Below are 25,324 nucleotides of genomic sequence, written 5' to 3'. Positions count from 1 at the left end.
AAACCCTCCTTAAAAAAAGAATCGATAAGGATCAATGATTGATCCTTTTGTAATGTAATAGAAGAAATATATTAATGACAAAATACAGATGCCATAAAAATACAATTTGTTATTGACGATGATGCGATCAATAATGACAGGAATAAGCAGAATTAGGAATATGCTGTAATAGAGTACTGCTCTTCCTAAAATGGTGATTGAATAGCTTAGACAAAGTATGATGATCGCAATCAATAAGGCATTTCTTGCATATTGTAGATTCTTTTCTTTATCTTTGATAAAGAAAGAAATAATCAGAATAAGATTGTAGATCATTAACATGGTATAGCTCGTATCGGAGGTGTCATATTTACCGCCAATGTATTTAGCATATAAAGGAAGACTGTTAATGATAAAAAGAGCGAGCGGTCTTCCTAATACCAAAAGAATTGCTTCTATTGACAGAATGATGAAGAGATGTTTTTTTTCTGGATTTAATCTTGATAAGAAATAAAATGGCAATAAGATCAATGCAGATGTGTGAAACAATGATGCAAACAGGATGCTTACTATATAAGGAAGCAGCTGCTTTTTATGAATAAAGTGAAAAGCCATCAGGCTAAAAGAAATCGCAATCAGCTGTCTAAAGATACCTAGACTATAGCCAAAGAAGCCAAATGCAAAATAAACAAGAATGCTGATGTAAGGATTTTCAGAATAATGACTTATAAATATACAAAGTGGTATATAGATAAGTGCTGCTATGACAAAAAGAAAGAACGTTGGTGAAAAGGAATATAGGGCTGCTATTTTTGTTAATAGGAAAAAGCCCGGTTCAAAGTCATAGGGATAAACAAGCGGAGCACTAAGAATCGTATTTCTAGGAAGCGATTGATAGTACTTTAATGCCTGAAGATAGACGGTTGTATCTGCCCCCATGTTTGTCTTTCTAACTCCAGCCAATAGAATCAAAAGAATCGCAACTATAAAGCAGAAGACCTGCTTTTGTAATTTAGAGACAGAATTGTACGTTATTTCCATATAGGGGAATAGAGCTAACCAAATAAGGCTCATGATCAAGAAGAAGATAAAGTAGACTGTCATAGTTCCTCTTCAAAAATAAGTGAGATAAATGTCTTTACTACATCTTCAATGTCATAGCCTTTTTCTTTTAGTTCCTCCACATAATGTGTACGTTCTCTTTCCCTATTCATTTTTATCTTGTCTTTCCATAAAGATGGTGACTCTTCAATAGAAACCATCTCTATCAAATCAGTAAGAAGCACTTCCTTTGTGATGGTGTCAGAAATAAGACAAGGCAAGCCGTTGGCTTGTGCTTCTATGACGGTGTTTGGCATACCTTCATAAAATGAAGGAAATACAAAAAGATCCATCGCTGAAAGAAGCGATGGAATATTTTTTTGTAGACCGCAGAAGATGACTTCATCTTTGTAATGCTGGACTCGTTCTTTTATATCATAGAGAAGCTCGCCTTCCCCTATAAGCATCAGTCTGGCGTTTTTTTCTTTTCTGACTTCTTCAAAGATATCTAGAAGATAGTCATGATTCTTCTGATGAGAGAATCTTCCGATATGACCAATGACGAATGTGTTTTCTATATTCCACTCTTTTCTTACACGTTCTCTTTCTTCTTTATTAAATCGGTATTGTTCTAATGCTAATCCATTATGAAGAAGATGGAAATCTTCATTCTTGCCAAACGTATATTCACCTGCTAATGAAGAAGGTGCAATCTTGGTAGTCGCAATGCGATTGAAAGGTTTTCTTAATATGTTGTTGATGGTTTTTCTTAAAAATGAATCCTGACTGCTCGCATTGCAGGAGCGTACACATAAATGTGTTGCACCACCTTTCTTGCATGCTAAAAGATCGAAGTAGCCAATGGGCGTATCGCATAGTTTGAGTACGTAATCATAATGGTGATCACTGACAATCTTCTTGAGCGCCTTATAGCTTTTTATTGGAGAAGAGGTACGAAGTGGAATTCTAAAAATGCGTCCTCCTAGTTTTTTTACTTCTTCTTCATAGACGCCTTCGTTAGTAGAGACGATAAAGTCCATACGATAAGAAGAAGGAAGACTTCTATTGATTTTCATAAGAAATGTTTCAGCTCCTCCCATATCGAGTGAACTGACAATGCAAAGTAAACGTTTCAATATAATCATCTCCTTTCTAGTGTATCTATGATCATCTGAATATAACGATCTGGCTGATAGAGCTGCGCACTTTCACGTGCGTGTTTTTTCATTGTTAAGATTTCTGTATCATACATAAAAGTAAGCATTGCCTGTCTTAATGTCATGATGTCTTCTTTAGGATAAAGCCATCCATTTTGTCCGTGAACCACTATTTCCTCATTGCTTGCCCATCTTGAAGCTATAACGGGAAGCCCGGATGAAAAGGCATCAATAAGTGTTCCTGGGAAGCCTTCTCCTTTCCATGTTGTAGGAAAAAGAAGAGCATCATAATGTTTTAATGTAGAAACACTTTCATTGAAATTGACAACACCTTTATAGCTCACTTCTTCTGGAGCATGTTTCATAACGAAATCAAAGCGTTCTTTATATTGTTCATCGATGGGTCCATAAATATCCAATTGGCAGACCTTATTTTTAAGGTTAATAAGTTGAACAGCTTCAATCGCTTCTTCTACCCCCTTTTCTTTCATGACTCTTGAAAAGAGTACGAATTTAAAGAGCGGATGATAGGCCACTTCAATTTGAGTGATGGGCAGTCTTTTAAAATTAGGGATAACTACACAATTAGTTACACCCACATCTTCTAATTTCTTTTTTAAAAGATGGGTTTCTACCCAGTTTACTTCAAAACTGTTAAGGTACTTCTTAAACTTTGGGTTGTCTTTGACATACTGATCAAGATTTCCACCAATGACATCATGATAGATCTCCTTCTTGAATACTTTTGTAAAAAAATAAAGCAAAGGAAAATAAAAGGACATGCCATTTCCTGATAAAAGAACAATAATCTGCTTATGCGTCAATATTGCTTTTAATGATGTAAAAAGAAGTCTTATTGGATTCTTTTTCATATAGGTATCTACAATATTGATAGTCCATGAAGACTTCTTTTTTAATTCTTCATAAAGCGTCAATGTCTTTACTGTCTGACCATCGCACATATTTTGCCCTTGGGCAAAATGTCCGATGATCAGCACCTTCTTATGCGTCTTCATTGTTGATGAGATGTTCAATATGAAGCATCTCCCCCCACTCTTGATCATATAAATCAGGATTAAATGGCATCATGCCTGCTCCTGGTGTAAAGGTAAGTTCTGCAAAATAGAAGGTATTGTTGGCAATAAAGAAATCAACACGTACAAATGGAAAATCCTGACTGAGATCTTTTGCAGCGATATATATATCGTTGAAGAAGGATGGTTTTTCCATTTGTTCAATATCAGCGTAGTCATCTCTTTTTAAAGGAATCTTTTCTCCATCAAGAGTGAAAAAGCCTAATTGTGCCTGTCGATCATGAATAAGATCTGTGGATACATATATAAATTGTGGTTCTCCATTAAAGCAGAAGAATTTATAATCTGTGATGACGTCTCCTAAGAATTCTTCACAGATGATTCTGTGGCTTTTTATTTTTGAATAATGTATTTCAATATTAAAGTTGCCAAAGTCTTCTTTTTGCCATTTTCTTAATTGTTTCTTGATCTTCTTTTCATTTGCTTCTTCTTTGTTTGAAACAACGATGTTGTAGGCACAGCCATGCGTACATTTTAGTACAAACTGACTAGGCAGCTGTTCCCAATTGATGTCATTGACATCATCCCATACACCAATGAGTTTATTGAGAATGCGGCCATATCCTTTCTCTTTGATGTAGTCTCTTACAGTGTATTTATCTGTAGCTTTGATCACATTTTTATCATTTGGATAATAATACAATTTGAGCCATTGAATCTTTTCATTGAATGTCTTTGGATCTTTAAGATGAAGCGTCTTGCCTAAGACAAGACGGTAATAGATCTTTGATAAGGTTTCATCTGATAAGACATATCTGGCAGCTACCTGTGTCTTTCTTCTTAATTTATAAAGCAGTGAATCACGTTCCATTCTATGTCCTTTCCCCTTTCTTGACATATCGTTTTTTCTTGTAGAATCCAAATATCATATTGCGTAATGTACACAATAGACTCATAACTGGATTTTTCTTTTCAGCAATGCGGAAAAGACGATAATGCCATGTTATTAATGTTAAAAGTGAACTAGAAGAAATACTGTCAAGACGGCCTCTTCGATAAGAGGCAAGTGTTTCATCTAGATGAAAACAATCACATTTTTGAGATACTTTTAGCCACATGGCATAATCGTTGTTTTTCTTGATATCTTCAATTTGAATGACGCCCACCTTGTTGGCATCATACATAACCGTTAAACATCCCATCCAGCAATAGCGATACATCCCTCTCATGGTGATACGTTTTGGCCCTTTCACTTCAACATTCATCTTGCCTCCACGATGATTGATTTCTTCATAGTTGGTATAAGAGAAGCTGTAATTGTTCTTGTTCATAAATGAAAGCTGCTTTTCGAGCTTATCTTTATGCCAAAGATCATCTGAATCTAAAAAGGCCATCCACTGTCCTTTAGCTAGACGTAAGGCCTTATTGCGAGACATCGCTGCCCCTTCATTGGTTTTATTGTAAATAATGGTAATACGTGGATCATGAATGTCTTTCAATACATCTTGAGTATGGTCAGTGGAACAATCATCTACGATGATAAGTTCCCAATTACGATAAGTCTGATCAAGGACGGACTGAATAGAAGACTTGATTAAAGTGGCTGTATTGTATGATGGCATAATAATAGAGACCAATCCTTCTATGCCTTTTCTGACATTGTTTTTTTGAATTTTCTTGGCTTCAAATTGTTTGATGTCATAATCCATTTCTTCTATTTGACCACTTTCAAGAAGATAATCTCCATAATCCAATGCGGTCGCATGATTGTCCATGGAGATGCCTTCTTGTTTAATGAAGGCTTTCTTTACTGTTAAAAGGATGATCTTTAGATCACCTAGAAAGCTCACCTTTTCGACATAGCGTCGATCCCATGAAAGCTTATCTTCCCAGCTGATCGCATTTCTTCCATTGACCTGTGCCAATCCTGAAAGACCGGGTTTAGCGCTATGACGAATACGGTCCTGTTTGCTCATAAAGACCATATCTCTGACAAGCTGTGGGCGTGGTCCTACTACTGACATGGTGCCATTTAAGATATTGAAGACTTCAGGAAGTTCATCTAGTGAAGTTGAACGTAGCCATTTTCCAAACTTTGTTAGTCGTTTTTCATCGCTTAATAATTGTCCCTGTTCATCTCGTTCATCAGTCATGGTACGGAATTTATACATCTTGAAGATGGTTTCTTTTCCTTCTTTATCAATTAATCCTGGTCGTTCTTGTGTAAAGAGAACAGGAGATCCTAGCTTGCATCTTACCAGTAGAGCTACAAGAAGATAGAGTGGTGAAAAGATGATAAGGGCAAGAAGAGAAGCGGTGATATCAAAAAGACGCTTAGTGCGTCTTTCATAGAATCCTTGTTTTCTTAATGGAATCGGCTCAATCTCTTTTGCTTGATAGCTAGTACGCTGAGCTTGTTTTTTTAGTGAGTGAACACCTACAATGGCAAGAAGGCCTAATGCAAGTGCGTATTTTTTCTTACGAGACAAAAAAGCACCCCCTATTCAAAGCAGGCGCGTATGACATCAATGATGTAATCTTGTACTTCAGGTGTCATTTTATTGTCAGAAGGAAGACAGAGTCCTCTTCTAAAAAGATCTTCTCCAAGATGTGTACATGTAATAAATGGATAACGGTGGAACAATGGCTGCATGTGCATTGGTTTCCAGATAGGTCTTCCTTCTGCATTAATTTCATTTAATGCATCAAGTATTTCATGTGGACATGTCTTGTTCTTTTCGCTTTTATAAAGGACATTATGATCATCTCTTATCTGTGGGCACATGGCCTCTTCATCGATCAGAAGACAAGTCAGCCAATTGTTGGCCTGTCCTTCTTTTATGAGTGGATTTAGTGTCACGGGAAGATCACTTAATCCTTCTTTATATCTTTCATAGATATCCTTTTTTTGATTGATGTGTTCTTGCAAGTAATTCATCTGCCCTCTTACAACGCCGGCAATGACGTTGGACATACGATAGTTGTAGCCGAGTTCCTCATGCTGATACCAGGGCGCATTTTCACGTGACTGTGTACTCCATTTTCTTGCTTTATTGGCATCTTCTTCATCTTTACAGATAAGGACACCTCCTGATGAACCAGTGATGATCTTATTGCCATTAAAAGAGTAGCATCCATAATGACCAAATGTTCCTGTCTGCTTTCCTTTATAGGTTGCTCCCATGGATTCGGCTGCATCTTCGATAAGAATAGCATCATGTTCATTAATGATATTCATGATTTCTCCCATATTGGCAGGTGTACCATAAAGATGCACAAGTGCGACAATCTTAACTTCTGGATAAGTATCAAAGGCTTTTCTTAATGCGTCAGGATCCATGTTCCAGCTGTCTTTTTCGACATCGATAAAGACGGGAATACCGCCTTCATAAAGAATCGGATTGATGGATGCATCAAAGGTCAAGTCAGAACAGAAGACACGATGTCCTCTTAATGTTTCCCCTTTTCCATAGGCACGTTCTGTTGCTAGTTTCATAGCCATATGCAAGGCTGCTGTACCTGATGATAATGCAACAGCGTAATGATCCGTCATTTTTGAAATCTGATTTTCTAACGTATTGATATTTTCTCCTACAGTTGACATCCAATTGGTCTTATAGGCTTCTTCCATGTATTGCATTTCAAGATCATGCATGGTGGGAGAAGACAGATAGACTTTTTCATTGAGTGGTGATTTATTTTTGTTATACATTGTCTGTTTCCTTTCGTGGATGATATGTGTTAACCATCGTAGCCACATATTCCCTTATATTGCTGTCATTCTCATATGCTTTTTTCATCATGGTTTCCAATTGTTTTAGGAAGCCATCAATATCAAATGGAATAGGATTGCCAATAAAAATAAGATTGTTTTCTGTCTTTTGTAGACCTTCTTCGGCCATCAGCTTTTCTTCATAAAGCTTTTCTCCCGGTCTTAATCCGGTGTAGACAATCTTGATATCCACATTGGGCTTGAATCCTGAAAAGCGAATTAAGTTTTTCGCTAAGTCATCTATCTTAACTGGTGAACCCATATCCAATACGAAGATTTCTCCTCCCTTGGCAAATGTTCCAGCCAGTAAGACAAGCGATACCGCTTCAGGTATTGTCATAAAGTAACGTATCATTCTTGGATCAGTGACGGTGAGTGGTCCACCTGCTTCCAATTGTTTTTTAAACAATGGTACAACTGAACCGTTGGATCCAAGAACGTTTCCAAATCTTACAGCTACAAATTCTGTTTCTATGTGATCATAGTCATCTTCAATAGTGACATCAAAATCTTCCTGAAAATGTGTAAACAGTTCAGGAATCTGATGCACTTCATTGCGCTTGATTTTTGCATCAAAGGCTTGAATGATCATCTCGCAAAGTCGCTTTGAAGCTCCCATGATATTGGTTGGGTTAACAGCCTTATCAGTACTTATTAGTACAAATCTCTTACAGCCATTCATCATTGCTGCATAGGCTGTCTTGTAAGTCCCAATCGCATTGTTCTTGATGGCTTCATTAGGGCTCACTTCCATCAATGGAACATGCTTATGGGCAGCTGCGTGGTAGACGATATCGGGACGATATGTCTTAAAAAGATCCCAGAGTCTTCTGGAATCTCGCACAGATCCAATTTCTACAATAAAATCAAGTTCAGGATAATGATATTTCAATTCCTGCTGAAGATCATAAACATTATTTTCATACATATCAAAAATAATCAGCTTCTTAGGATTATTTTTAGCGATCTGGCGACAGAGTTCTGATCCAATGGATCCTCCTCCACCAGTAACGAGGACAGTCTTTTCATTAATAAAAGAGAAAACTTCACTTAGATCAGCATCGATTGGTTCTCTACCAAGAAGATCTTCAATTGAGACTTTCTTCATATGACTTACTCTCACTTCTCCGCTTACTAACTGATACATGCCTGGAAGCACCTTAATTTCACAATCAGTATCCTTGCATATTTCTAGAACTTCTTTTCGTTCTTTTGCATTCGCACTAGGTAAGGCAATATAGATCTTATCAACGTCATACGCTTCAACATTGGCAACAATATCATTTCGTCCCCCTACGATGGGCACATCTTCAAGATATTTATCCCACTTGCGTTCATCATCATCGATGATGCACACAACACGTTCATTGACTTCCTTAGCTCTTCTGATATCTCTTAAGATCATCATTCCCGCATCCCCTGCTCCTACGAGCATGACTCGATGACTTGGCTTACTTGTACGTGAACGTATAAGTAAGATAAAGCGATAAGAAAAACGAATGCTGATCATGAATAAGAACTGCAAGAGACCTCCTATTAGATAATAAGAAATAGGCATTCTATTCAATAACATTATTGTCATTGTAATATGAAAAAAAGAAGTCACCACCGTGGCTCCTACTACTCTTACAAGTTCCATATAGCTCGCAAAACGCCAGATACTTTTATATAAATTCAAGTAAATAAAAACAACTATGGAAAATATTGTATAAATGGGAACAAAGTGTAGCCATGTCTTTAAATAGATTGGCTCAATAAGTGAATAACTTAAATCAAATCGTAACATTAAGGCAATAAAATAAGATAAATTAACGACAACGATATCATATATCAGTAACAATAAAAAGACTTTATTATTCTTAAGCTGTTTTAACACACACACACCCCTTTAATTTTTATAGATTATCTCTAATCCCATTTTTACTTTTGATGTAGTATGAAGAAGATCCACATCAAGATAAGCCAATCGTTTATGACGATCTACCTTCTTGATCTGTTTTTCATGTCCCTTTAATGGTCCCTTGAAGATATTCAAGTGATTATCACTAATATAGCCATAGGACATCTCTACCACATTATTCTTAGAATACTCTATTAAATAATTGACTTCTTCTTTAGGAATAGGAAGAAGGTCTTTCTTCTTGAGAAGCCTGGTAAACTCAGGAATCTCTTCAAGTTTGACATAAAGTTCTTCAATATCATCCGCAATAATAAAAACATATCCTGGAAATAATATCTTTTCCAGGATATGCCAACTACCTAAATAACGCTTTTTATATTGATACTTTAAAACAATACAATCATGAAGTAGATTTCTTGAAATTAAAGAAAGACATTTATTAGCAACCTTTTCCTCTTTTCCAACCTTCACCTGCATTACATACCAGTTATCATACATATAAATCCCCCCTTAAGACGTGCTTCGCCTGTTCGCTATAAAAAGCGAACTGAATGATTATGAATGATCTTTTGAAAAACGCGACAGTGCGACGATTAGTCATTTGGATCTGTTTAAAAGCAATACCTTATAAAACGGTTGCTTTCACATCCTATCACAGGTCTTTTTTATTCACAAACCATCAAAATGATAGGATTTTAAGTTTTATTTATTATTTTTATTATGATAACTTATTAAAATTATAAAAAAGTCATTTTCCTATATACATATTTCAATTAAATAAATATTTAATCGAAGATTTGACTTCTTTTGTTATTTTCAAAATATGGAATTATTTCTTTTTTTCAGGCAACTGTAGCTTCTTCCCTAACATTAAATCTATTTCATAGGGTAGTTCTGCATCAAAGCCACCGTGATTAAAGAGTGTCATTTCCCCAAAGTAGACATGATCATTGATTTCATAAAGATCGACCCTCATTGCAGGTGATTCCTTCCCTAATATTTCTGCAATACGAATCATTTCGTCTATATGTTTTGGCTTGATGGTTTCAAAATCTACGAGCTCCGTCAGATAAGGATTATATGGAAGAAAATTCCAGTCCTTATCAAAATAATAAAAATCAGGAAGCTTTGTTTCTGTTCTTCCATAACAGACCATGAAATGATCAACATGACCATTTATACATTGAATCTTATAGTCAATCAGGGAATCTCCCATAAACTGTTCACAGACAATCTTTCTTTTTACATTCTTATAAGGCCACTCTCTACATGTAAGATAGTAGTCCTGATTTAACCCTTTTCTTAGTGCTCGCTTGACTTTCTTCACATTCATCTTGGATTTATCTTTGCATATATACATTCCACATCCGGAATTATGATTACATTTTAATACAAACTGCGTCGGCAACAATTCGATACACCATGGACATTCAGGAAATCCAAAATAGTAGATGCCCTGCTTTTTTTCTCTGATGCGTTTCATGATATCACTTGGAGATGTCTTGATCATACGTGGTGTATGATCATTGTAGGCAATGGCATTCTCTGATTTTTGGACATAGCTATTAATCAGTGTCAACGTTAAAATGAAAACAACAATACCAATAATTACTTTACTTTTTTTCATGTTTTTTTAATAGATTAATAATGGATAAAAGAATAACTTCACCATCTGCGCATATGGGCAATATATTAAAGATCTGACAAAAGCACATGACCTTAAATACGAACCACTTATTATTAGGAAGGATAAAAATCAATGTAACCATCAAAAGTGGTGCTGCTCCGACAAGTAGGTTTTTTATATCTTCGTGGGTGTTTTTATATGTAATGGACGGAATAAGGTTATGCATTTTGACTTGAGGATTGAGCTTTAACATACGGGCAATAAGATAGTGAAGTGATTCATGCAATAAGATGGAGATTATGATTTCTACTATAATCTCTAGAATAAGATTAAGCATGTTTTCTATTTATCAAGAAATACACGCCCATCCACACTGCAACAAATACAATAAGAGTTAATGCACTCTTATATGTCAATAAAAATACATTCTCTAAAGAATGTGCTGTCATTTTTGTAGTAATGCGCATACCCAACATTGTGTAGACAACACCTGAGTGCTGAATAGTAAATAATGTGCGAATAAAATCTAGAACGAAAACAATCAGATAGACTGTTAACGCGATGCTTAATTGTTTCATATATTTCATTGTGTTGCCTCCTTCAAAGTATAATATGCAATAATCCATAAGATCATAAGAATAGCGCATAGCACATATGTATTTGCGAGCAAGTAGATCATCATCAATAAGATGATCACTATAGAAGTTATGAGTTCATTCATATTGCTTATTCGTTTAGGCAAAAGGATACCTAAAATTAATGCGGATAAGGAAAGATTGAAACCGTAAAGAAATACCTGTACGTTATGGTGTGTCATTATGCCAACAAATAATGAAGGTATTCCTGCAATACAAATAAACAGAGTCAACCAGAATAATTCATATAAGGGCTTGATTCTATAGTGTGTAAACATGCGTCTTAATGACAGTGTTGTATTGCCATAATACAAGAATATCAATGATAAGAACGGGAGAAGGAAATTTAATCCTTCATTGTCTTTAATAACAAAATGACAATAGAAAGAAAGAACAGCAACAAGAATGCAGACAATCTTAAAGAATCTTGTTCGAATAAGGGCCAACAAATATACAGAGTGACTACAAGCAGGGATAAACTTATATTCACTTCTCATATAAAGATTAAGATCCTTCTGCATACTCCAGCTCATGAGAAAAAGGGCTATTCCCACTATCATTGATATCATCATGATTGCTAGTAAATTAATGGGCTTATTGGCAATATAGCTATCGATCTTGTATCTTATATCTACAAAATGAAAGTAGAAAACAATAATCAAGATCAAGCGATAGATGCGTCTCCCCCATCGATGATGAAGACAGGAATAGATAAAACGCAGCATCTGAAATATTCCAATAAAAAAGAAATGTGCGCTTATCACAATAATCATTGCGGTTATGAGTCTTGTCGTTATCAGAACGAGCATGGGTATTATGATAAAAACATAGAGCTCAAATAAAATGAGTGCCAATGTTAAATAAAAGAGTCTCTCACTATTTATAATGTCTTTTTTACTAAATGGCAGTGCTTTTGTAAAATAGAGAGACTTCTCATTTAAATGTACTCCTGATTCCAATAGCAAAAATATGAGACCAGCTAATAAGCCTGTCAAGTTATAGAGACTTGAAAGCGTCTGTCTTTTAGCAATCATCAATTGATTTAAAGTTGTAGAGTCTGCAATATTTTTCACAATATTGACCTGTTTTACATTTATATAGAAATAGAAGAAATAGAGGAAAATAAATCCTAGCGAAAGAATTATACGTATATATTTCTTTCGTAAAAAAGGATGGGATAAAATACCTTGAAAGGAGTCTTTAAAATAAAACTTATAAAGACATAACGTGTTCATCAATAAGTTCTCTTTTTTTCTGATATGTTTTTTCTTCTTTAATTTCTTCTATCATCTTTAATGGATCATCTTCTACATGATAAAGTTTCCCTTCTTTCATCATGTAACAATCACAATCAAATCTTTGAATAAGATGCATCTCATGTGTAATAAGCACAAATGCTCTTTTATTTGAAAGCTTTTGAAACAATTCTTCTAAAAGAAGCACTGTTTCAAAATCCAGCCCATTAAAAACTTCATCTGCAAAAATGTAGTGTGTATTGGATGCTATTGCAGCGATAATCTGTATTTTCTTTTTCATTCCATAAGAATAGGTTTCAATAAGCTTGTGATAGGCTTCATCAAAATCTAGAAGATGAATAAGCCAATTGACATTTTCTTTATTGGAATAAGGATAACGAGATAAAATAAAATCCACATATTCTTTTCCTGTCATATACTCTGGCAGATAGAAGTCAGATGGAATATAGAAGCATTCCTTTTTTTTATCTTCATCTGATAATGAGGATAAAGTTATTGTTCCTTCATCTTTATCTACTAAATCATTGATTAAATTAAAAAGTGTTGTTTTTCCACTTCCATTTACTCCAACAATAATAGTGATACCTCTCTTATTGAATGTAAAAGAAAGATCATCGATCACTTTATGATCCTTATAGGATTTTGTAAGATGTGAAATATGAAGGGCGTCTAATGCGCCCTTGTTTAACGTGAACATCCGATACCCATTTCCCAGATCTTAGGCCAATGAAGTTTCACTTTACCAGTAAAATTGTAGCCTTTACTTGTACAATAGAAAGCATAAGCTGCTACTGCCACAAGAACCACAATTGCAAAGACGCACCAGAACCATTTGTTTTCTACTGTATCTTCGTACTTCTTGTTAAGCTGACATTGGTATAATGCTAAACTTGTTTCTAATCTGTTCATAATAAAATCTCCTTTCACAAGCATTGTATTATCTATATAGTTATTTATCTATATTATTTCTCTTAACGGTAAGAAAAACGGATAAGCGGTCATTTGTTTTAATGAAAAAAATAAACCCCAGCATCAAGCTGGGATTATCTATATTAGTACATATTCATATTATTAACAGGAGGTTTTGGGGCTTCTTTTTCAGCTACTACGGATTCAGTTGTCAACAATGTGCTCGCAATTGATGAAGCGTTCTGTAATGCAGTACGTGTGACTTTAACTGGATCGATAATGCCTTTTGCTACCATATCTACAAATTCTTCATTGTAGGCATCAAAACCGATCTTATTATCTGATTCTTTTACTTTATTGACAATGACTGAGCCTTCTAGTCCAGCATTCTCTACAATGTGGTAAAGTGGCGCTTCCATTGCTTTAGCAATGATCTTAGCACCGGTCTTTTCGTCTCCTTCAAGAGTAGAAGAAAGAGTCAGGACATCTTTAATAGCATGTACATAGGCAGTTCCTCCACCAGCGATAATACCTTCTTCTACAGCTGCACGAGTGGCGTTCAAGGCATCTTCTAGACGAAGTTTTGCTTCTTTCATTTCTGTTTCAGTAGCTGCACCAGCACGGATCACAGCGACTCCACCAGCTAATTTGGCAAGTCTTTCCTGTAATTTTTCTTTATCAAATGAAGATGTTGTTGATTGAATCTGTGACTTAATATGAGCAATACGTGCTTCTAGTTTATCTTTATCACCTAAGCCATCAACGATTGTTGTTGTATCTTTAGTAACCTTGATGCTCTTAGCACGACCTAATTGTTCAATAGTCATATCTTTTAATTCATATCCTAAATCAGAAGTAATGACTGTTCCACCTGTCAATGTTGCAATATCTTCTAGCATATCTTTACGTTTATCACCAAAGCCTGGTGCTTTTACTGCCACAACATTGAATGTACCACGTAACTTATTGACAATTAATGTTGTTAAGGCTTCTCCTTCTACATCATCAGCGATGATTAACATAGAAGAACCTGATTTTACGACTTCTTCTAACATCGGTAAGATATCTTGAATATTGGTGATTTTCTTATCTGTCATTAAGATGTAAGGATTATCTAGTTCAGCAACCATCTTGTCCATATCTGTTGACATATAAGGAGATAAATATCCATGATCAAATTGCATACCTTCGACAAGATCCAATTCTGTTTTCATGGTTTTTGATTCTTCAACAGTGATGACACCATCGTTAGACACTTTCTCCATAGCATCAGCGACCATTTCTCCTACTTCTTCATTTTCTGCAGAAATAGAGGCCACTTTAGCAATCTGGTCTTTACCATTGACTGGCTGACTCATCTTAATAATTGATTCAATAGCACAATCAGTGGCTTTCTTCATACCTTTACGAAGAACAATTGGATTAGCACCTGCTGCCAAGTTCTTCATTCCTTCATTGATCATAGATTGTGCTAACACTGTTGCTGTGGTTGTACCATCACCAGCAACATCATTCGTCTTAGTAGCTACTTCTTTAACGACAGCTGCTCCCATATTTTCAAATGGGTCTTCTAACTCTACATCTTTTGCGATAGTCACACCATCATTAGTAATAAGTGGTGAACCATAGGACTGTGACAAGACCACATTTCGTCCTTTAGGGCCAAGGGTTACTCTTACTGTATCTGCTAATTTATTAACGCCCTGTTCTAATGATTTTCTTGCATCTGCACCGTATTTAATACTTTTTGCCATAACTATACGCCTCCAATATTATTCAATAATCGCAAGAATGTCTTCCGCATTAATGATTGTATATTCTTCATCATCCATCTTCACAGTTGAACCTGAATACTTCTGACAGATCACTTTCTGTCCAACTGACACCTCTACAGGAATCTTGTTCCCATTGGCATCATTTATGCCAGGACCAACAGCTACAACCTCTAAATATTGTGGCTTCTCTTGAGCATTTCCTGTCAGAATGATTCCAGAAGATGTTTTTTCCTCTACTTTTGTTTGTTTTAAAACAACACGATTGCCTAATGGCTTAATATTCATATGCATTCCTCCTAACTGAAAATATCTCCGTTAGCACTTAAACATGTAGAGTGCTAACACAATTGTTATTGTACTCAGTTGTTAGTGAAAATCAAGGGTCAAAATGAATTTATTTTGATAAAACATAAAAAGAAGCGTTAAAACGCTTCTTTTTATAGTGCTTTTTTTGGACAATTCCTAACACATTCATTGCATAAGATACATTCTGTCCCATTTTTTCTTTTTCTTGAATCATCAAGCATATCTACTTCCATTGGGCATACTCTTCTACATTTTCCACATGAAATACATTTATCATGATCACATGTAATTCTAAATAATGAGAAATAACTCATTGGTTTCATAAAAACGGTGATTGGACAGATGTATTTGCAGAAGGCTCTGTTATCTTTAAATAGAAATGCTAAAGTGATACCTACAACATAGTAGAAGATATTGCCAATGATGAAAGCATAAAACATGATTTTCTCAATGTGTGAGACATGTGTTAAAAACAAGAATGACACAAAGAGAAAAGATAATGCAAACATGATATATCTGATCCATCCAATCTTTTTTCTTGGAGATTGCGGTACCTTATATGGCAACAGATCAAAGACCATGGCACTCCAGCAGGCATAACCGCACCAGCCTCTTCCAAAAATCAGCGGACCAAATATCTTAGCGACCGCATAATGGATTGTGGCTGCTTCAAATACACCTGTAAACAGGTAATACCAGAATCCTTCTATCTGCATATTTTCATGAGATATTAGTCCTAAATAAATGAGCATATATAGACCTACAAGAAGCTGAACGACGCGTCTTGCATGTTTATAGTTTCTTGTAAATAGAAATATTCCTAACGAGATAGCACAGCCAATGTAACTAAAGTTTACAAGATAAAAAAGATTGTTCTTAGTAAGCCATAAGGAAATGGCAATTGTTTCAAATATGATCAGCATCAATATTGAAAAACGATATTTTTTCATATAATTTCCCCCACTGATTTTTATCGTATCATATTTCTTTTTGAAGTTCGATATAAACAGTTTAGACAAATATAAAAACAGAGCTGTAAACTACTTTACTTACACAATTCGTCTTGCTGGATTTCCAACAATAGTGACATCTTCATGTAATTCATCTTTACATACTAAAGCATTGGCACCTACCATAACGCCATCCGCAAGTCTGATGCCTCCCACGATGGTAGCTCCTACTCCGATCACACAACGATGTCCAATGATAGGCACTTCATCACTATTTCCTTTAGCAACAATTGCAGTATGAATATGAAGAGTGACATCTTTGCCAATACGTGCATTTCCATTAATGAGAATGGATCCTAAATGTTTAATGCGTAATCCTTTATTGCAGACATTAAGACCAATTCGTAATCCATATTTATTGCGATAATGATTCAGTAACAGATGGCTTATACATTCTCTTATAGGCTTATGTGTATTATGATAATATTCGCTTATACGCAATCTTCTTTGAAAAGCCCAGATTATATGTTTTTCACTTCCTGCTAAATGAAGAAAAATGGAAAGAAAAGAATGATTAATATAATAACGATTACGTTCATAACGCAGCCATTCTTTTAATTCTTTTTTATTATTGATCAAGTTTATCCACCATCCATCCATGCTCCAATTGAGACATTATTGCCAATGTGAACATCTTCCACTATGCATACATTTGGTCCAATATATACATTATCACCGATAGTAGCCGCCTTCTTATGATTGCTGCCAACCGTCACAAATTGCGATAAGTTACAATTATCTCCAATAACAGCGGAGGAATTAATCATGATTAGACCCCCATATCCAATAAAGAGGCCATAACCTATTTTTGTATGACGAGAAATCTGAATCGTCTTTTTTGTACAATTTATTGCCCATAAAAAATATCCAAGCAGTTTCATCATCCCTTTTGATTGACACAGCCTTAATGCACATTGAAATCTAAAAGTACTGTTTCTAAAATAGCCTCTTATACATGTCAATAAATCATATTTTCCATAATATCTCATTAAATCACTTTTAATATACTTGTTCATATTATCCTCCCCAATAAAAAAAGAATATTTCCAAAAAGGAGACATAGTCTCCTACAAGAAATATTCCTATAGCTATTTTATACTACTTTTATTGAACATCAAAGCGAATTATAAAATAAAGCTTAAAATTAATGTTAAAATTGCTAACCCACCCTGCATGATAATAATCTTAGGATGACTTGTCATTCCTCCATAAAGCGCAACAAGAATAATATATCCCATTAATACCATTACTGCCATCTTGCTTACAAATACCCATGTAGCTAAGATAATCAATACCGCAATCAGGCCATTGTAAATGCCTTGATTCTTAAATAAAGTATTAACCGATTTACGCTGTAGTTCCTCCTGTCTCATTCCAAACACTTCCGATGTTTTCTTAGAAACTGTCGCAAATGTTTCTAGATACATGATATAAAGGAATTCTAATGCGACAAGTGTCGCTAATATTTTTATGATAATTGACATAATATCCTCTCTTTTCTATAAAGAGATTATACAACAGGAAAAAAGAGATAATCAAAAATCAGGTCTTTCAAATAAGGAAAACCAGATATTTCATGACAGATCAATTCTTTTATTGTTTACACAAAGATTCTTAAAGAACCCTTCTGTACCAATATCTACAAAGAAACCAATATCACCTGTTGCCTCTTTTCCATGGAACATGTCGTTTACTTCTAATGTCGGTGTGTCTTCATTGTTAAGATAAAATGAAGCATGTGCTCCTTTTATTACTGCTTTAAGATGGACCCACTGATCCAGTCCATTATGAATAGGTGCCTCATATTTCGTAATATTGTTTTCTCTAAAATAAGCGAAGGTATACTTAGGATAAGAGAAATACTGACATCCATGTGCAATTCTTACATGATCATCTGTCATATTGACACTATTGGTTGGTCGAATATAGAAAGATTCAAATTGTGTATCATCTTCATTGATTCTAAATGCAATTCCGATAAATCCTCTTGCAAAATCTGGGGCATCTGGCAATAGTCTACTTAACATATCGACTTCAATAACTCCATCATGGAAATGAAGATCACATACTCTAGCATAAGTATTTTCATCATACTCATTGATTTTTTCTGATTTTACTACTCTGATGATATTATCCTCGCATGATATATCAGTATGTACTGCTTTTAATGTGTTCACGTTATCACTCCTTTTTATCATTATAGCATCTTCTAAAGGAGTTCTTTTACCATTGAAGAAATAATAGAAAAATCATCATCTACTTTCATGCTTCAACAACGACTTGAATTACTTTCCTATAATGGCATTCATATGGAATGATTCTTTAGCAGCACCAAATCCTTTGTATGCTTTAATAAGATCATGTACATTTGTTAAATCCATTCCTAACTCATTATTGAAACAGACTCTTACATGACAATCTTCAGTAAATACATTCACATAATAATCCTGATTGTTTCTATCTGATTCAGTAGCATAGTTATCTACCAGTGTCTTTAATTCTTCTCTTGCTACTAATTTTTCTAATTCTGTCATTTTATTTCTCCTTTGTGTTTATTTTTGACATACTCATCTTCTCACAAGAATTTAAAGATATCCAATAGAAACATTTAATAATCAATTTAAATTTTAAATAATACTAAAACTGCTGAGGGCAATTATGATCTACAGTGGTTAATGATATTTTTTCTTAAACAATCGACGATTGAGCTGTGTACCAAAATAAAGCACTAAGAAATATAATACAAATTTACCTACTATACCTAATTTAGATGTAAGTGTTTTATCACTTACAATCCATGTTAGTAACGCAATTTCAATTGCATACAGTACTATTTTAATAACACTACTTTTATCAAAATGTATAATTATAAATTCCTCCCCTTTAAAAATGTTGATACTGCAAATAAGTGTTACGTCATAGAACATAAATACTATATATATTTTAATACAATTATTATTTTTTAAAAAGATATATATTCAATATATAAAAAATCACCTGATTATAAATCAGATGATGTTTATTCATCAGGCTTTTGCCCATCATGTGCCTTCCAGGCACACTCAGTTATTTGCATATCAGTAAATACCGCTTTAAAGCTTGAATCTTCTGGACTGCATGCATAAACCCCAAAGCGAATAGTACTGCCACCTTCCCACATATGGCATACACGCATCTGTGAAAAGTGAATACCGTCAGTTGAGCATTCAATACAGTAGTCATCTTCTCTTCGACTAAAGCGATACCACATTTCTTTGATATTGGCATCAATTGTCGTTGTTGCCCAATCTGAATAGCCATGATTAGTGACGACTGAACCTAGATGCTGGAATGAATCATTTTCATATTCAATAGAACCTTTTAGCCAGTTTTCTGAATCAAGATACATGACAATACCACACTGATCAAAACGATGATGACTTTCTTCAAAATGTGTTTTCACAATAAATGAAAAATACTTTTCATCTGTTTCCATCTGGAGAACTGGGGCATTGTCATTTCTAAAATGATAGTAGGTTCTCTGCCATAAATCAGTATGTGGTTCTGTTACTATTTCTATTCTATCTGGTGAAATAGAATACTCTTTTGGTTCTCTTGTCCACTTCATTTTTTCTAACATATTATCTTTTCTCCCATTCTTTCTTTAGTATCGCAAACTGAAATGTGTTTTCATAATGTGGTGTGCCATCTGGATTTTTAACAAAGGAAATGAATTCCTTGAATTCTCCTTCTTTACGCATACCTAATTTCTTGCATAGACGTTGACTTGCGACATTATAATCTTCTGTATATGCATAAATACGTCTTGCTCTTTTTTAGTAGACAAGTAATCAAGAAAAGCAACCTTTTCCTTGATAATTCTTATTTAACATCCAACAAGGGCTAAAAGTATCACTATTTTTGTCGTCATCTGGTTCTAGATAAGCTTCAATTTCTTCAATGACCTTCCCTGTTTCCTTTAATACTATAGCCAAATGAAATTCAGTTTCACCACTTCATCTCTTTAATTCATTAACCGCATCTTCCAATGTATCAAGTTTCATACTCATAAAGCAATTCACTTCTGGTTCATGCAAATAGGCAAATACATCTTTTGCGTCTGTTTCAATCATAATCTTCTCCTGTTTCATTATAAAATCATATCATAATAAAATTTCTATTCAAGTTATTCCCCTCCATAAAGAAAAGACACTGTTTTATACAGTGTCTTAATTTATATATATAGTTAACAGGATATCTTCTTTTCCTAATAATTGATAGAGTTCCTCTTTTGACTTACCAATTATTCTTCCTAATCTTGTGTAGTGATAGGCATGTTCATCATAGAATATGACTATCTGATTATGATTATATAAGACAATATCACCAGGCAATGTTGAAATATAGTGATCATCTGCAGGAAGATTTCCAATTGTTCCTACCTGTTCAAAAGTCCCATATTTTCTCATTTGAATAGTGATTGGCTTTTCTTTAATGCGTTGACATAATGCTTCTACACTTTCATTATGTTCCCATTCTACTTGTTGGGGACTATTATTAATATACAATTTCATTATTTTAGATATTCTCTAAAGAAGCTTTCTAACTTATCAAATGGAATATAGTCTTTATCTCCACCATCATATAAATCAGTATGGACAGCTTCTGGAATGATCATCAATTCTTTATTATCCGCATAATTACTATCTTTAATCATGTTGGCATAAGCATCTTTACTGAAGTAACATGAATGAGCTTTTTCTCCATGAATAAGCAATACCGCACTTCTTATTTCATGACTGTATTTTAAGATAGGCTGATTCATAAATGATTCACAGCCAATGATGTTCCATCCACCATTGGAATTTAGAGAACGTGGATGGTATCCTCTTTCTGTTTTATAGTAAGCATGATAGTCCTTTACAAAGAAAGGCATATCTTCTGTTATTGTTTCGACAACTCCACCGGCTAATGAATAGTTATTATTCTTTAAATCTTCTAGACGCTGTGCACACATAGCTTTCTTCTTTTCATAGCGTGCTTCTTCACTGTCTTCTGAATCAAAATATCCATTGGCATTGACTCTAGTCATATCATACATTGTAGAGGCAACAGTGGCCTTGATTCTTGTATCAAGGGCTGCGGTATTGATAGCCATGCCACCCCATCCACAGATACCGATGATGCCAATACGATCTGGATCGACTTGTTCATGAAGTGATAAGAAATCAACAGCGGCCATGAAATCTTCAGTATTGATATCAGGTGAAGCCATATATCTTGGCGTTCCCCCACTTTCTCCAGTAAAGGAAGGATCGAATGCAATAGTGATAAATCCTCTTTCTGCCATATTTTGTGCATATAATCCTGAACACTGTTCCTTTACAGCGCCAAATGGACCGCTTACCGCAATGGCAGGAAGTTTCCCTTGGGCGTCTTTAGGACAATACATATCAGCTGCCAATGTGATTCCATAACGGTTCACGAATGTCACTTTAGAATGATTGACCTTTTCGCTCTTCTTAAATGTTTTATCCCATTCACTTGTAAGTTGAAGTTCTTCTTTTTTAATCATAGTAACTACCTCCTTTTTTTCAATATTACTTTATCATCTTGTAAACAGCTTTACTAATAGTTATAATTAATATCATAAAATAACTATTAGTTATATCATAGGAGAATGCCATGGAAATAAGAACACTCAGATACTTTCTTGAAGTTGCAAGAGAAGAAAATATGACAAGAGCTGCTGAAATTTTACATATAAGTCAACCAGCTTTATCTAAACAATTGAAATCTTTAGAAGAGGAACTAGGAAAAAAGCTTTTTACTAGACATTCTTTTAGCATAAAACTCACTGATGAAGGCATCCTTTTAAAAAAACGTGCTGAAGATCTTGTACTAATGGCTGATCGTATCAAAAATGAATTTATTTCACTTGATGATATTACCGGTGGTGAACTTTATTTTGGTTTAGCGGAATCTTATCAGATTCGATATCTTGCACGTGAGATCAGTTCATTAAAAAAGCAGTATCCTTCTCTTAAATATTCTATTTCAAGCGGAGATAGTGAACAGGTGCTTGAAAAGCTAGATAAAGGTCTCTTAGACTTTGTCGTATTAGCAGAACTTCCTGATACAACAAAATATGAATCTCTGATTTTCCCTTACTCTGATAAATGGGGTGTTGTGATGCCTGATGATGTTCCATTATCAAAAAAGAAAACGATTCATGTCGATGACCTTATTTCTCTTCCTCTTTTCTGTTCAGGGCAGGCATGGATCAATGATATTCCTAGATGGGCAAAAGATAAGATGGATAAGCTTCATCTTGAAGGATCTTTCAAGCTTTCTTATAATGCCTCACTTTTTGCAAAAGAGCATCTTGGTTATCTTCTTACTTTTGATAAGCTGATAGATACATCACCAGGAAGTGGATTAGTTTTTCGTCCGCTTGATCCTCAACTTGAAACAAATCTTTACCTTGTATGGAAGAAATATCAGACTTTTTCACCTATCGCTGAACTCTTCTTAAAACAGATTACTGAAAACTTTAAAAAAAGCTGACTATACAGATGTATAGCCAGCTTTTATTTTCTTATAAATTGATGATCTGTTTCTGGCATTGAATCGTCTGATTTATAACGTTCAACACTCATATGAAGATCATATTTTTCTCTTAAATCCATAATGGTTTTCATCATTGGTGAAGCATGATGAATATCAATAGATTCCTGATCCTGCCAGCTATCAATCAGCAAGACTGTCTCCGCATCATCGATTGACTGGAAATACTCATATTTAAGATTCCCCTTCTCTTTTCTAATAGCTTCAACCGTTCCGCTTGAAATCATTTCCTGCACAAATTTCATGGCGACACCATTTTTACCTTTGTAACGTAAATTCACAGTAATACTCATAGTCTTCCTCCTATTTCATATGTTTCTTTCATCATAGTTATGTCTATACTTTTCCTTTTTTTCCATGTCTCTTTTCCTTAATTAATTCATCTTTGCACAATCGCCAACCTTTTCTCCAGTAACAAAATATTCATAGGTAGGAAATTCAAATAATACTGGTTTGAAGATATGATAATCAATCTTTCCTTTTTCATTAAGAATAGATTCATCTACATAAGTAGAAAGAATTTTTCCAATGAAGTTATCAAAATGTTCTAATTCGTAATTATGATCTAATTCACATTCAATAGAAATCTTTGCATCATTAATAAGTGGTGTTCCTTGTGTTGTTAATGTATAAGAAAACATCTCTGATTTATCTTCCTTATTTCCACTGATAACTCCCATCTTGTCAGCTTTTTTAAGCCATGATTCATCAACGATATTAACTGAAAACAATTTATTGTCCTTGATTCCTTTATTCGTATAGTGTGACTGTACCATCGATACCATCAGATGACTATGTGCCACAGTGCCCGCATGGGCAACCAATGTCCAGTTAGGCTTTCCATCCACCATAGCTCCTACCACAATGACGGGAGCTGGATATAAGGCTAACTGTGCACCAATATTCTTTTTCATAGTTTATTTCTCCTGTTATTCAAACATTAATTTTAAAAACTGGTATGTCAACTGATAGATTGTGACTGAAGAATACTCTAATTCAACTTCATCCATTGCATCCTTTTGTTTCTTGGAAGGATATACATAAGGATAAACGCCATACATGTAAGGGAAGAATGCATATCTGATCCGTTCGCGTTTACTTTTAGAAAAATCACTTATATATTTTTTTAGACAGGTTTCAAATATTTCTAATGATTCCTTGAATACCTTTTTATATTCTACAAGTAACTCATAGCGACTATTTTCTTCTATTTCATAAAGGTTCATCGCTGAAATCTTCAGCATGGTTTTTCTTTTTTCTAATGACTTCGCTATAGCTTTTGCAAGTCCATCTTTATTTAAAGTCTTAGTGCCTTCAGCTATTTCTAAAAGACTGTGATTCCATTCTCCATACTCTCTAGTAAGCAATCCTAGAAATATTTCTTCCTTACTACGGAAGTAGTTATAGATTGAAGGTCTTGAAAAGTTTGTTTCAGCACTTATATCTTTAATAGTAATATCCTGAAAACCTTTTTCTTCATAAAGCTTATCGCAAGCATCCATGATTTCTTCTCTTCTCTTATCAATTGTTTCTTTTAATTCAACTGCCATGATATACTCCTTTATCTATATATTACCATTGTACCAAAGCAGCTATTAGTTGACAATGTGTCAATCTAAATATAAAAAATTAATCCATCTTTTTCTCCCACATACGAATAAGATTAAGGTTAAGATGGTCTGCTGTATTTTCTAGTTCTTTAATATGTTTATCTGTTAATTTGATATTTAATGTAGATAAAACATCATCTACATGATTAACTTTTGTAACCCCAACAATAGGAATAGTTCCTTTTTTTATTGCATAAGCAACAGGAATCTGAGCACTTGATACATGTAATTCATCAGCGATTTCTTTTAGTTTTTTATTCATGATTTCAAGTTTATCTAGTACTGGATTATAGACCTCAGCTCTTTGTGATCCTGCTGGGAATGGATGCTTGGTATCATATTTTCCTGATAAGGCACCTTGTTCTAATACCATATAAGCAAAGAAGTAGATATGATTGTTTTTGCACTGACACTCCAACGGCTAAAGCACGTTGGGTTCTTATATACATTCACTTCCAAATATACTCGAAAGCATATGAGACTAATGAGTTTCTATAAGACTTTCACTACCAAAGATACCATTGCATCCATTAGCGATAGCATAAGGCTCGTGTCAAAACCTATTTATATATTCTCTTTTTAAATTGAGATACTGCTTAAATTATTCTTGCCAGTTAATCTGTCTACTTCTAAATTATGAAGTCTATAGAAGTTTTCAAATCTTCCATTACATTTATCAATATCAAAACTTTTCAAATCATCACTTA

The 25,324-nt window shown here is 34.4% G+C and carries 29 protein-coding genes; 1 reads left to right on the top strand and 28 read right to left on the bottom strand.

What is annotated here, in order from left to right:
• Positions 1-9: 9 nt before the first annotated feature.
• From T513_RS0102890 to T513_RS0102765, 24 genes are all read right to left on the bottom strand, one after another.
• Positions 10-1,083 carry an EpsG family protein gene (locus tag T513_RS0102890; RefSeq protein ID WP_031588839.1) on the bottom strand — a complete coding sequence of 358 codons (1,074 nt, stop codon included), beginning with the start codon at positions 1,081-1,083 and terminating at the stop codon, positions 10-12.
• Positions 1,080-2,156, bottom strand: coding sequence for a glycosyltransferase family 1 protein (locus T513_RS0102885; protein WP_051654366.1), 1,077 nt, complete (start codon positions 2,154-2,156; stop codon positions 1,080-1,082). Before T513_RS0102885 ends, T513_RS0102890 begins: the two co-directional genes overlap by 4 nt.
• Positions 2,157-2,161: 5 nt before the next feature.
• Positions 2,162-3,211, bottom strand: coding sequence for a glycosyltransferase family 4 protein (locus tag T513_RS0102880; protein WP_162176415.1), 1,050 nt, complete (start codon positions 3,209-3,211; stop codon positions 2,162-2,164).
• A complete protein-coding gene (locus T513_RS0102875) occupies positions 3,180-4,082 on the bottom strand; it encodes an ATP-grasp fold amidoligase family protein (protein ID WP_031588836.1) in 903 nt (300 codons plus the stop codon). The genes T513_RS0102880 and T513_RS0102875 overlap by 32 nt, the downstream gene beginning before the upstream one ends.
• Before the next feature lies 1 nt (position 4,083).
• A complete protein-coding gene (locus tag T513_RS12555) occupies positions 4,084-5,700 on the bottom strand; it encodes a sugar transferase (protein ID WP_031588835.1) in 1,617 nt (538 codons plus the stop codon).
• Positions 5,701-5,711: 11 nt separating this feature from the next.
• Positions 5,712-6,923, bottom strand: coding sequence for a DegT/DnrJ/EryC1/StrS family aminotransferase (locus T513_RS0102865; protein WP_031588834.1), 1,212 nt, complete (start codon positions 6,921-6,923; stop codon positions 5,712-5,714).
• A complete protein-coding gene (locus T513_RS0102860; RefSeq protein ID WP_274518081.1) occupies positions 6,916-8,859 on the bottom strand; it encodes a polysaccharide biosynthesis protein in 1,944 nt (647 codons plus the stop codon). Before T513_RS0102860 ends, T513_RS0102865 begins: the two co-directional genes overlap by 8 nt.
• Positions 8,860-8,871: 12 nt before the next feature.
• The gene (gene loaP / locus T513_RS0102855) at positions 8,872-9,381 is read right to left on the bottom strand and encodes an antiterminator LoaP (protein WP_031588831.1); all 510 of its coding nucleotides are present in this window, start codon (positions 9,379-9,381) and stop codon (positions 8,872-8,874) included.
• Positions 9,382-9,712: 331 nt separating this feature from the next.
• Positions 9,713-10,510: an ATP-grasp fold amidoligase family protein gene (locus tag T513_RS0102850; RefSeq protein ID WP_051654365.1), complete on the bottom strand. Its 798-nt coding sequence runs from the start codon at positions 10,508-10,510 to the stop codon at positions 9,713-9,715.
• Between the two features lie 329 nt (positions 10,511-10,839).
• Positions 10,840-11,097, bottom strand: coding sequence for a hypothetical protein (locus T513_RS0102840; protein ID WP_031588828.1), 258 nt, complete (start codon positions 11,095-11,097; stop codon positions 10,840-10,842).
• Positions 11,094-12,218 (bottom strand): hypothetical protein, encoded by a 1,125-nt coding sequence (locus T513_RS0102835; RefSeq protein ID WP_155266060.1) that lies wholly within the window; start codon positions 12,216-12,218, stop codon positions 11,094-11,096. Before T513_RS0102835 ends, T513_RS0102840 begins: the two co-directional genes overlap by 4 nt.
• A 139-nt stretch (positions 12,219-12,357) precedes the next feature.
• Complete coding sequence (locus T513_RS0102830; RefSeq protein ID WP_031588826.1) at positions 12,358-13,098, bottom strand: ATP-binding cassette domain-containing protein; 741 nt, start codon at positions 13,096-13,098, stop codon at positions 12,358-12,360.
• On the bottom strand, positions 13,086-13,310 hold the full coding sequence (locus tag T513_RS0102825; protein WP_029070575.1) for a hypothetical protein: 225 nt from the start codon (positions 13,308-13,310) through the stop codon (positions 13,086-13,088). The genes T513_RS0102830 and T513_RS0102825 overlap by 13 nt, the downstream gene beginning before the upstream one ends.
• A 143-nt stretch (positions 13,311-13,453) precedes the next feature.
• Entirely contained in the window at positions 13,454-15,064 is a 1,611-nt protein-coding gene (groL, locus tag T513_RS0102820; RefSeq protein WP_031588825.1) for a chaperonin GroEL, read from the bottom strand.
• A gap of 18 nt (positions 15,065-15,082) precedes the next feature.
• Positions 15,083-15,370, bottom strand: coding sequence for a co-chaperone GroES (locus T513_RS0102815; RefSeq protein ID WP_031588824.1), 288 nt, complete (start codon positions 15,368-15,370; stop codon positions 15,083-15,085).
• 152 nt (positions 15,371-15,522) lie between these two features.
• The gene (locus T513_RS0102810) at positions 15,523-16,341 is read right to left on the bottom strand and encodes a 4Fe-4S binding protein (protein WP_031588823.1); all 819 of its coding nucleotides are present in this window, start codon (positions 16,339-16,341) and stop codon (positions 15,523-15,525) included.
• Between the two features lie 99 nt (positions 16,342-16,440).
• A complete protein-coding gene (locus tag T513_RS0102805; RefSeq protein WP_051654364.1) occupies positions 16,441-16,980 on the bottom strand; it encodes an LbetaH domain-containing protein in 540 nt (179 codons plus the stop codon).
• A 2-nt stretch (positions 16,981-16,982) separates the two neighbouring features.
• Complete coding sequence (locus T513_RS0102800) at positions 16,983-17,417, bottom strand: LbetaH domain-containing protein (protein ID WP_080703096.1); 435 nt, start codon at positions 17,415-17,417, stop codon at positions 16,983-16,985.
• Positions 17,418-17,525: 108 nt separating this feature from the next.
• Positions 17,526-17,885, bottom strand: coding sequence for a DUF1304 domain-containing protein (locus T513_RS0102795; protein WP_031588820.1), 360 nt, complete (start codon positions 17,883-17,885; stop codon positions 17,526-17,528).
• A 90-nt stretch (positions 17,886-17,975) separates the two neighbouring features.
• Positions 17,976-18,578, bottom strand: a complete 603-nt coding sequence (locus T513_RS0102790; protein ID WP_201783584.1) for a hypothetical protein — start codon at positions 18,576-18,578, stop codon at positions 17,976-17,978.
• Positions 18,579-18,686: 108 nt separating this feature from the next.
• Positions 18,687-18,935, bottom strand: a complete 249-nt coding sequence (locus T513_RS0102785) for a hypothetical protein (RefSeq protein WP_199849427.1) — start codon at positions 18,933-18,935, stop codon at positions 18,687-18,689.
• A 485-nt stretch (positions 18,936-19,420) separates the two neighbouring features.
• Positions 19,421-20,020 carry a DUF1349 domain-containing protein gene (locus tag T513_RS0102780; RefSeq protein WP_031588817.1) on the bottom strand — a complete coding sequence of 200 codons (600 nt, stop codon included), beginning with the start codon at positions 20,018-20,020 and terminating at the stop codon, positions 19,421-19,423.
• 589 nt (positions 20,021-20,609) lie between these two features.
• A complete protein-coding gene (locus T513_RS0102770) occupies positions 20,610-20,954 on the bottom strand; it encodes a cyclophilin-like fold protein (protein WP_031588816.1) in 345 nt (114 codons plus the stop codon).
• On the bottom strand, positions 20,954-21,955 hold the full coding sequence (locus tag T513_RS0102765; RefSeq protein ID WP_029072902.1) for an alpha/beta hydrolase: 1,002 nt from the start codon (positions 21,953-21,955) through the stop codon (positions 20,954-20,956). Before T513_RS0102765 ends, T513_RS0102770 begins: the two co-directional genes overlap by 1 nt.
• A gap of 110 nt (positions 21,956-22,065) precedes the next feature.
• Here T513_RS0102765 and T513_RS0102760 point away from each other — a divergent pair, with 110 nt between their 5' ends.
• A complete protein-coding gene (locus tag T513_RS0102760; RefSeq protein ID WP_031588815.1) occupies positions 22,066-22,947 on the top strand; it encodes a LysR family transcriptional regulator in 882 nt (293 codons plus the stop codon).
• Positions 22,948-22,970: 23 nt separating this feature from the next.
• Here the strand turns inward: T513_RS0102760 and T513_RS0102755 are convergent, their stop codons facing one another.
• The 4 genes from T513_RS0102755 to T513_RS0102740 all read right to left on the bottom strand — a co-directional run bounded on the left by T513_RS0102755 (position 22,971) and on the right by T513_RS0102740 (position 25,035).
• On the bottom strand, positions 22,971-23,300 hold the full coding sequence (locus T513_RS0102755; protein ID WP_031588814.1) for a putative quinol monooxygenase: 330 nt from the start codon (positions 23,298-23,300) through the stop codon (positions 22,971-22,973).
• A gap of 81 nt (positions 23,301-23,381) precedes the next feature.
• Positions 23,382-23,921, bottom strand: a complete 540-nt coding sequence (locus tag T513_RS0102750; protein WP_031588813.1) for a flavin reductase family protein — start codon at positions 23,919-23,921, stop codon at positions 23,382-23,384.
• Positions 23,922-23,936: 15 nt separating this feature from the next.
• Complete coding sequence (locus T513_RS0102745) at positions 23,937-24,557, bottom strand: TetR/AcrR family transcriptional regulator (RefSeq protein ID WP_031588812.1); 621 nt, start codon at positions 24,555-24,557, stop codon at positions 23,937-23,939.
• Between the two features lie 79 nt (positions 24,558-24,636).
• Entirely contained in the window at positions 24,637-25,035 is a 399-nt protein-coding gene (locus tag T513_RS0102740; protein ID WP_051654362.1) for an aldo/keto reductase, read from the bottom strand.
• Positions 25,036-25,324 lie beyond the last annotated feature (289 nt).

Source organism: Kandleria vitulina DSM 20405, assembly GCF_000702065.1.
Classification (GTDB): domain Bacteria; phylum Bacillota_I; class Bacilli_A; order Erysipelotrichales; family Coprobacillaceae; genus Kandleria; species Kandleria vitulina.
This window is presented reverse-complemented; position numbering and strand designations above follow the sequence as displayed.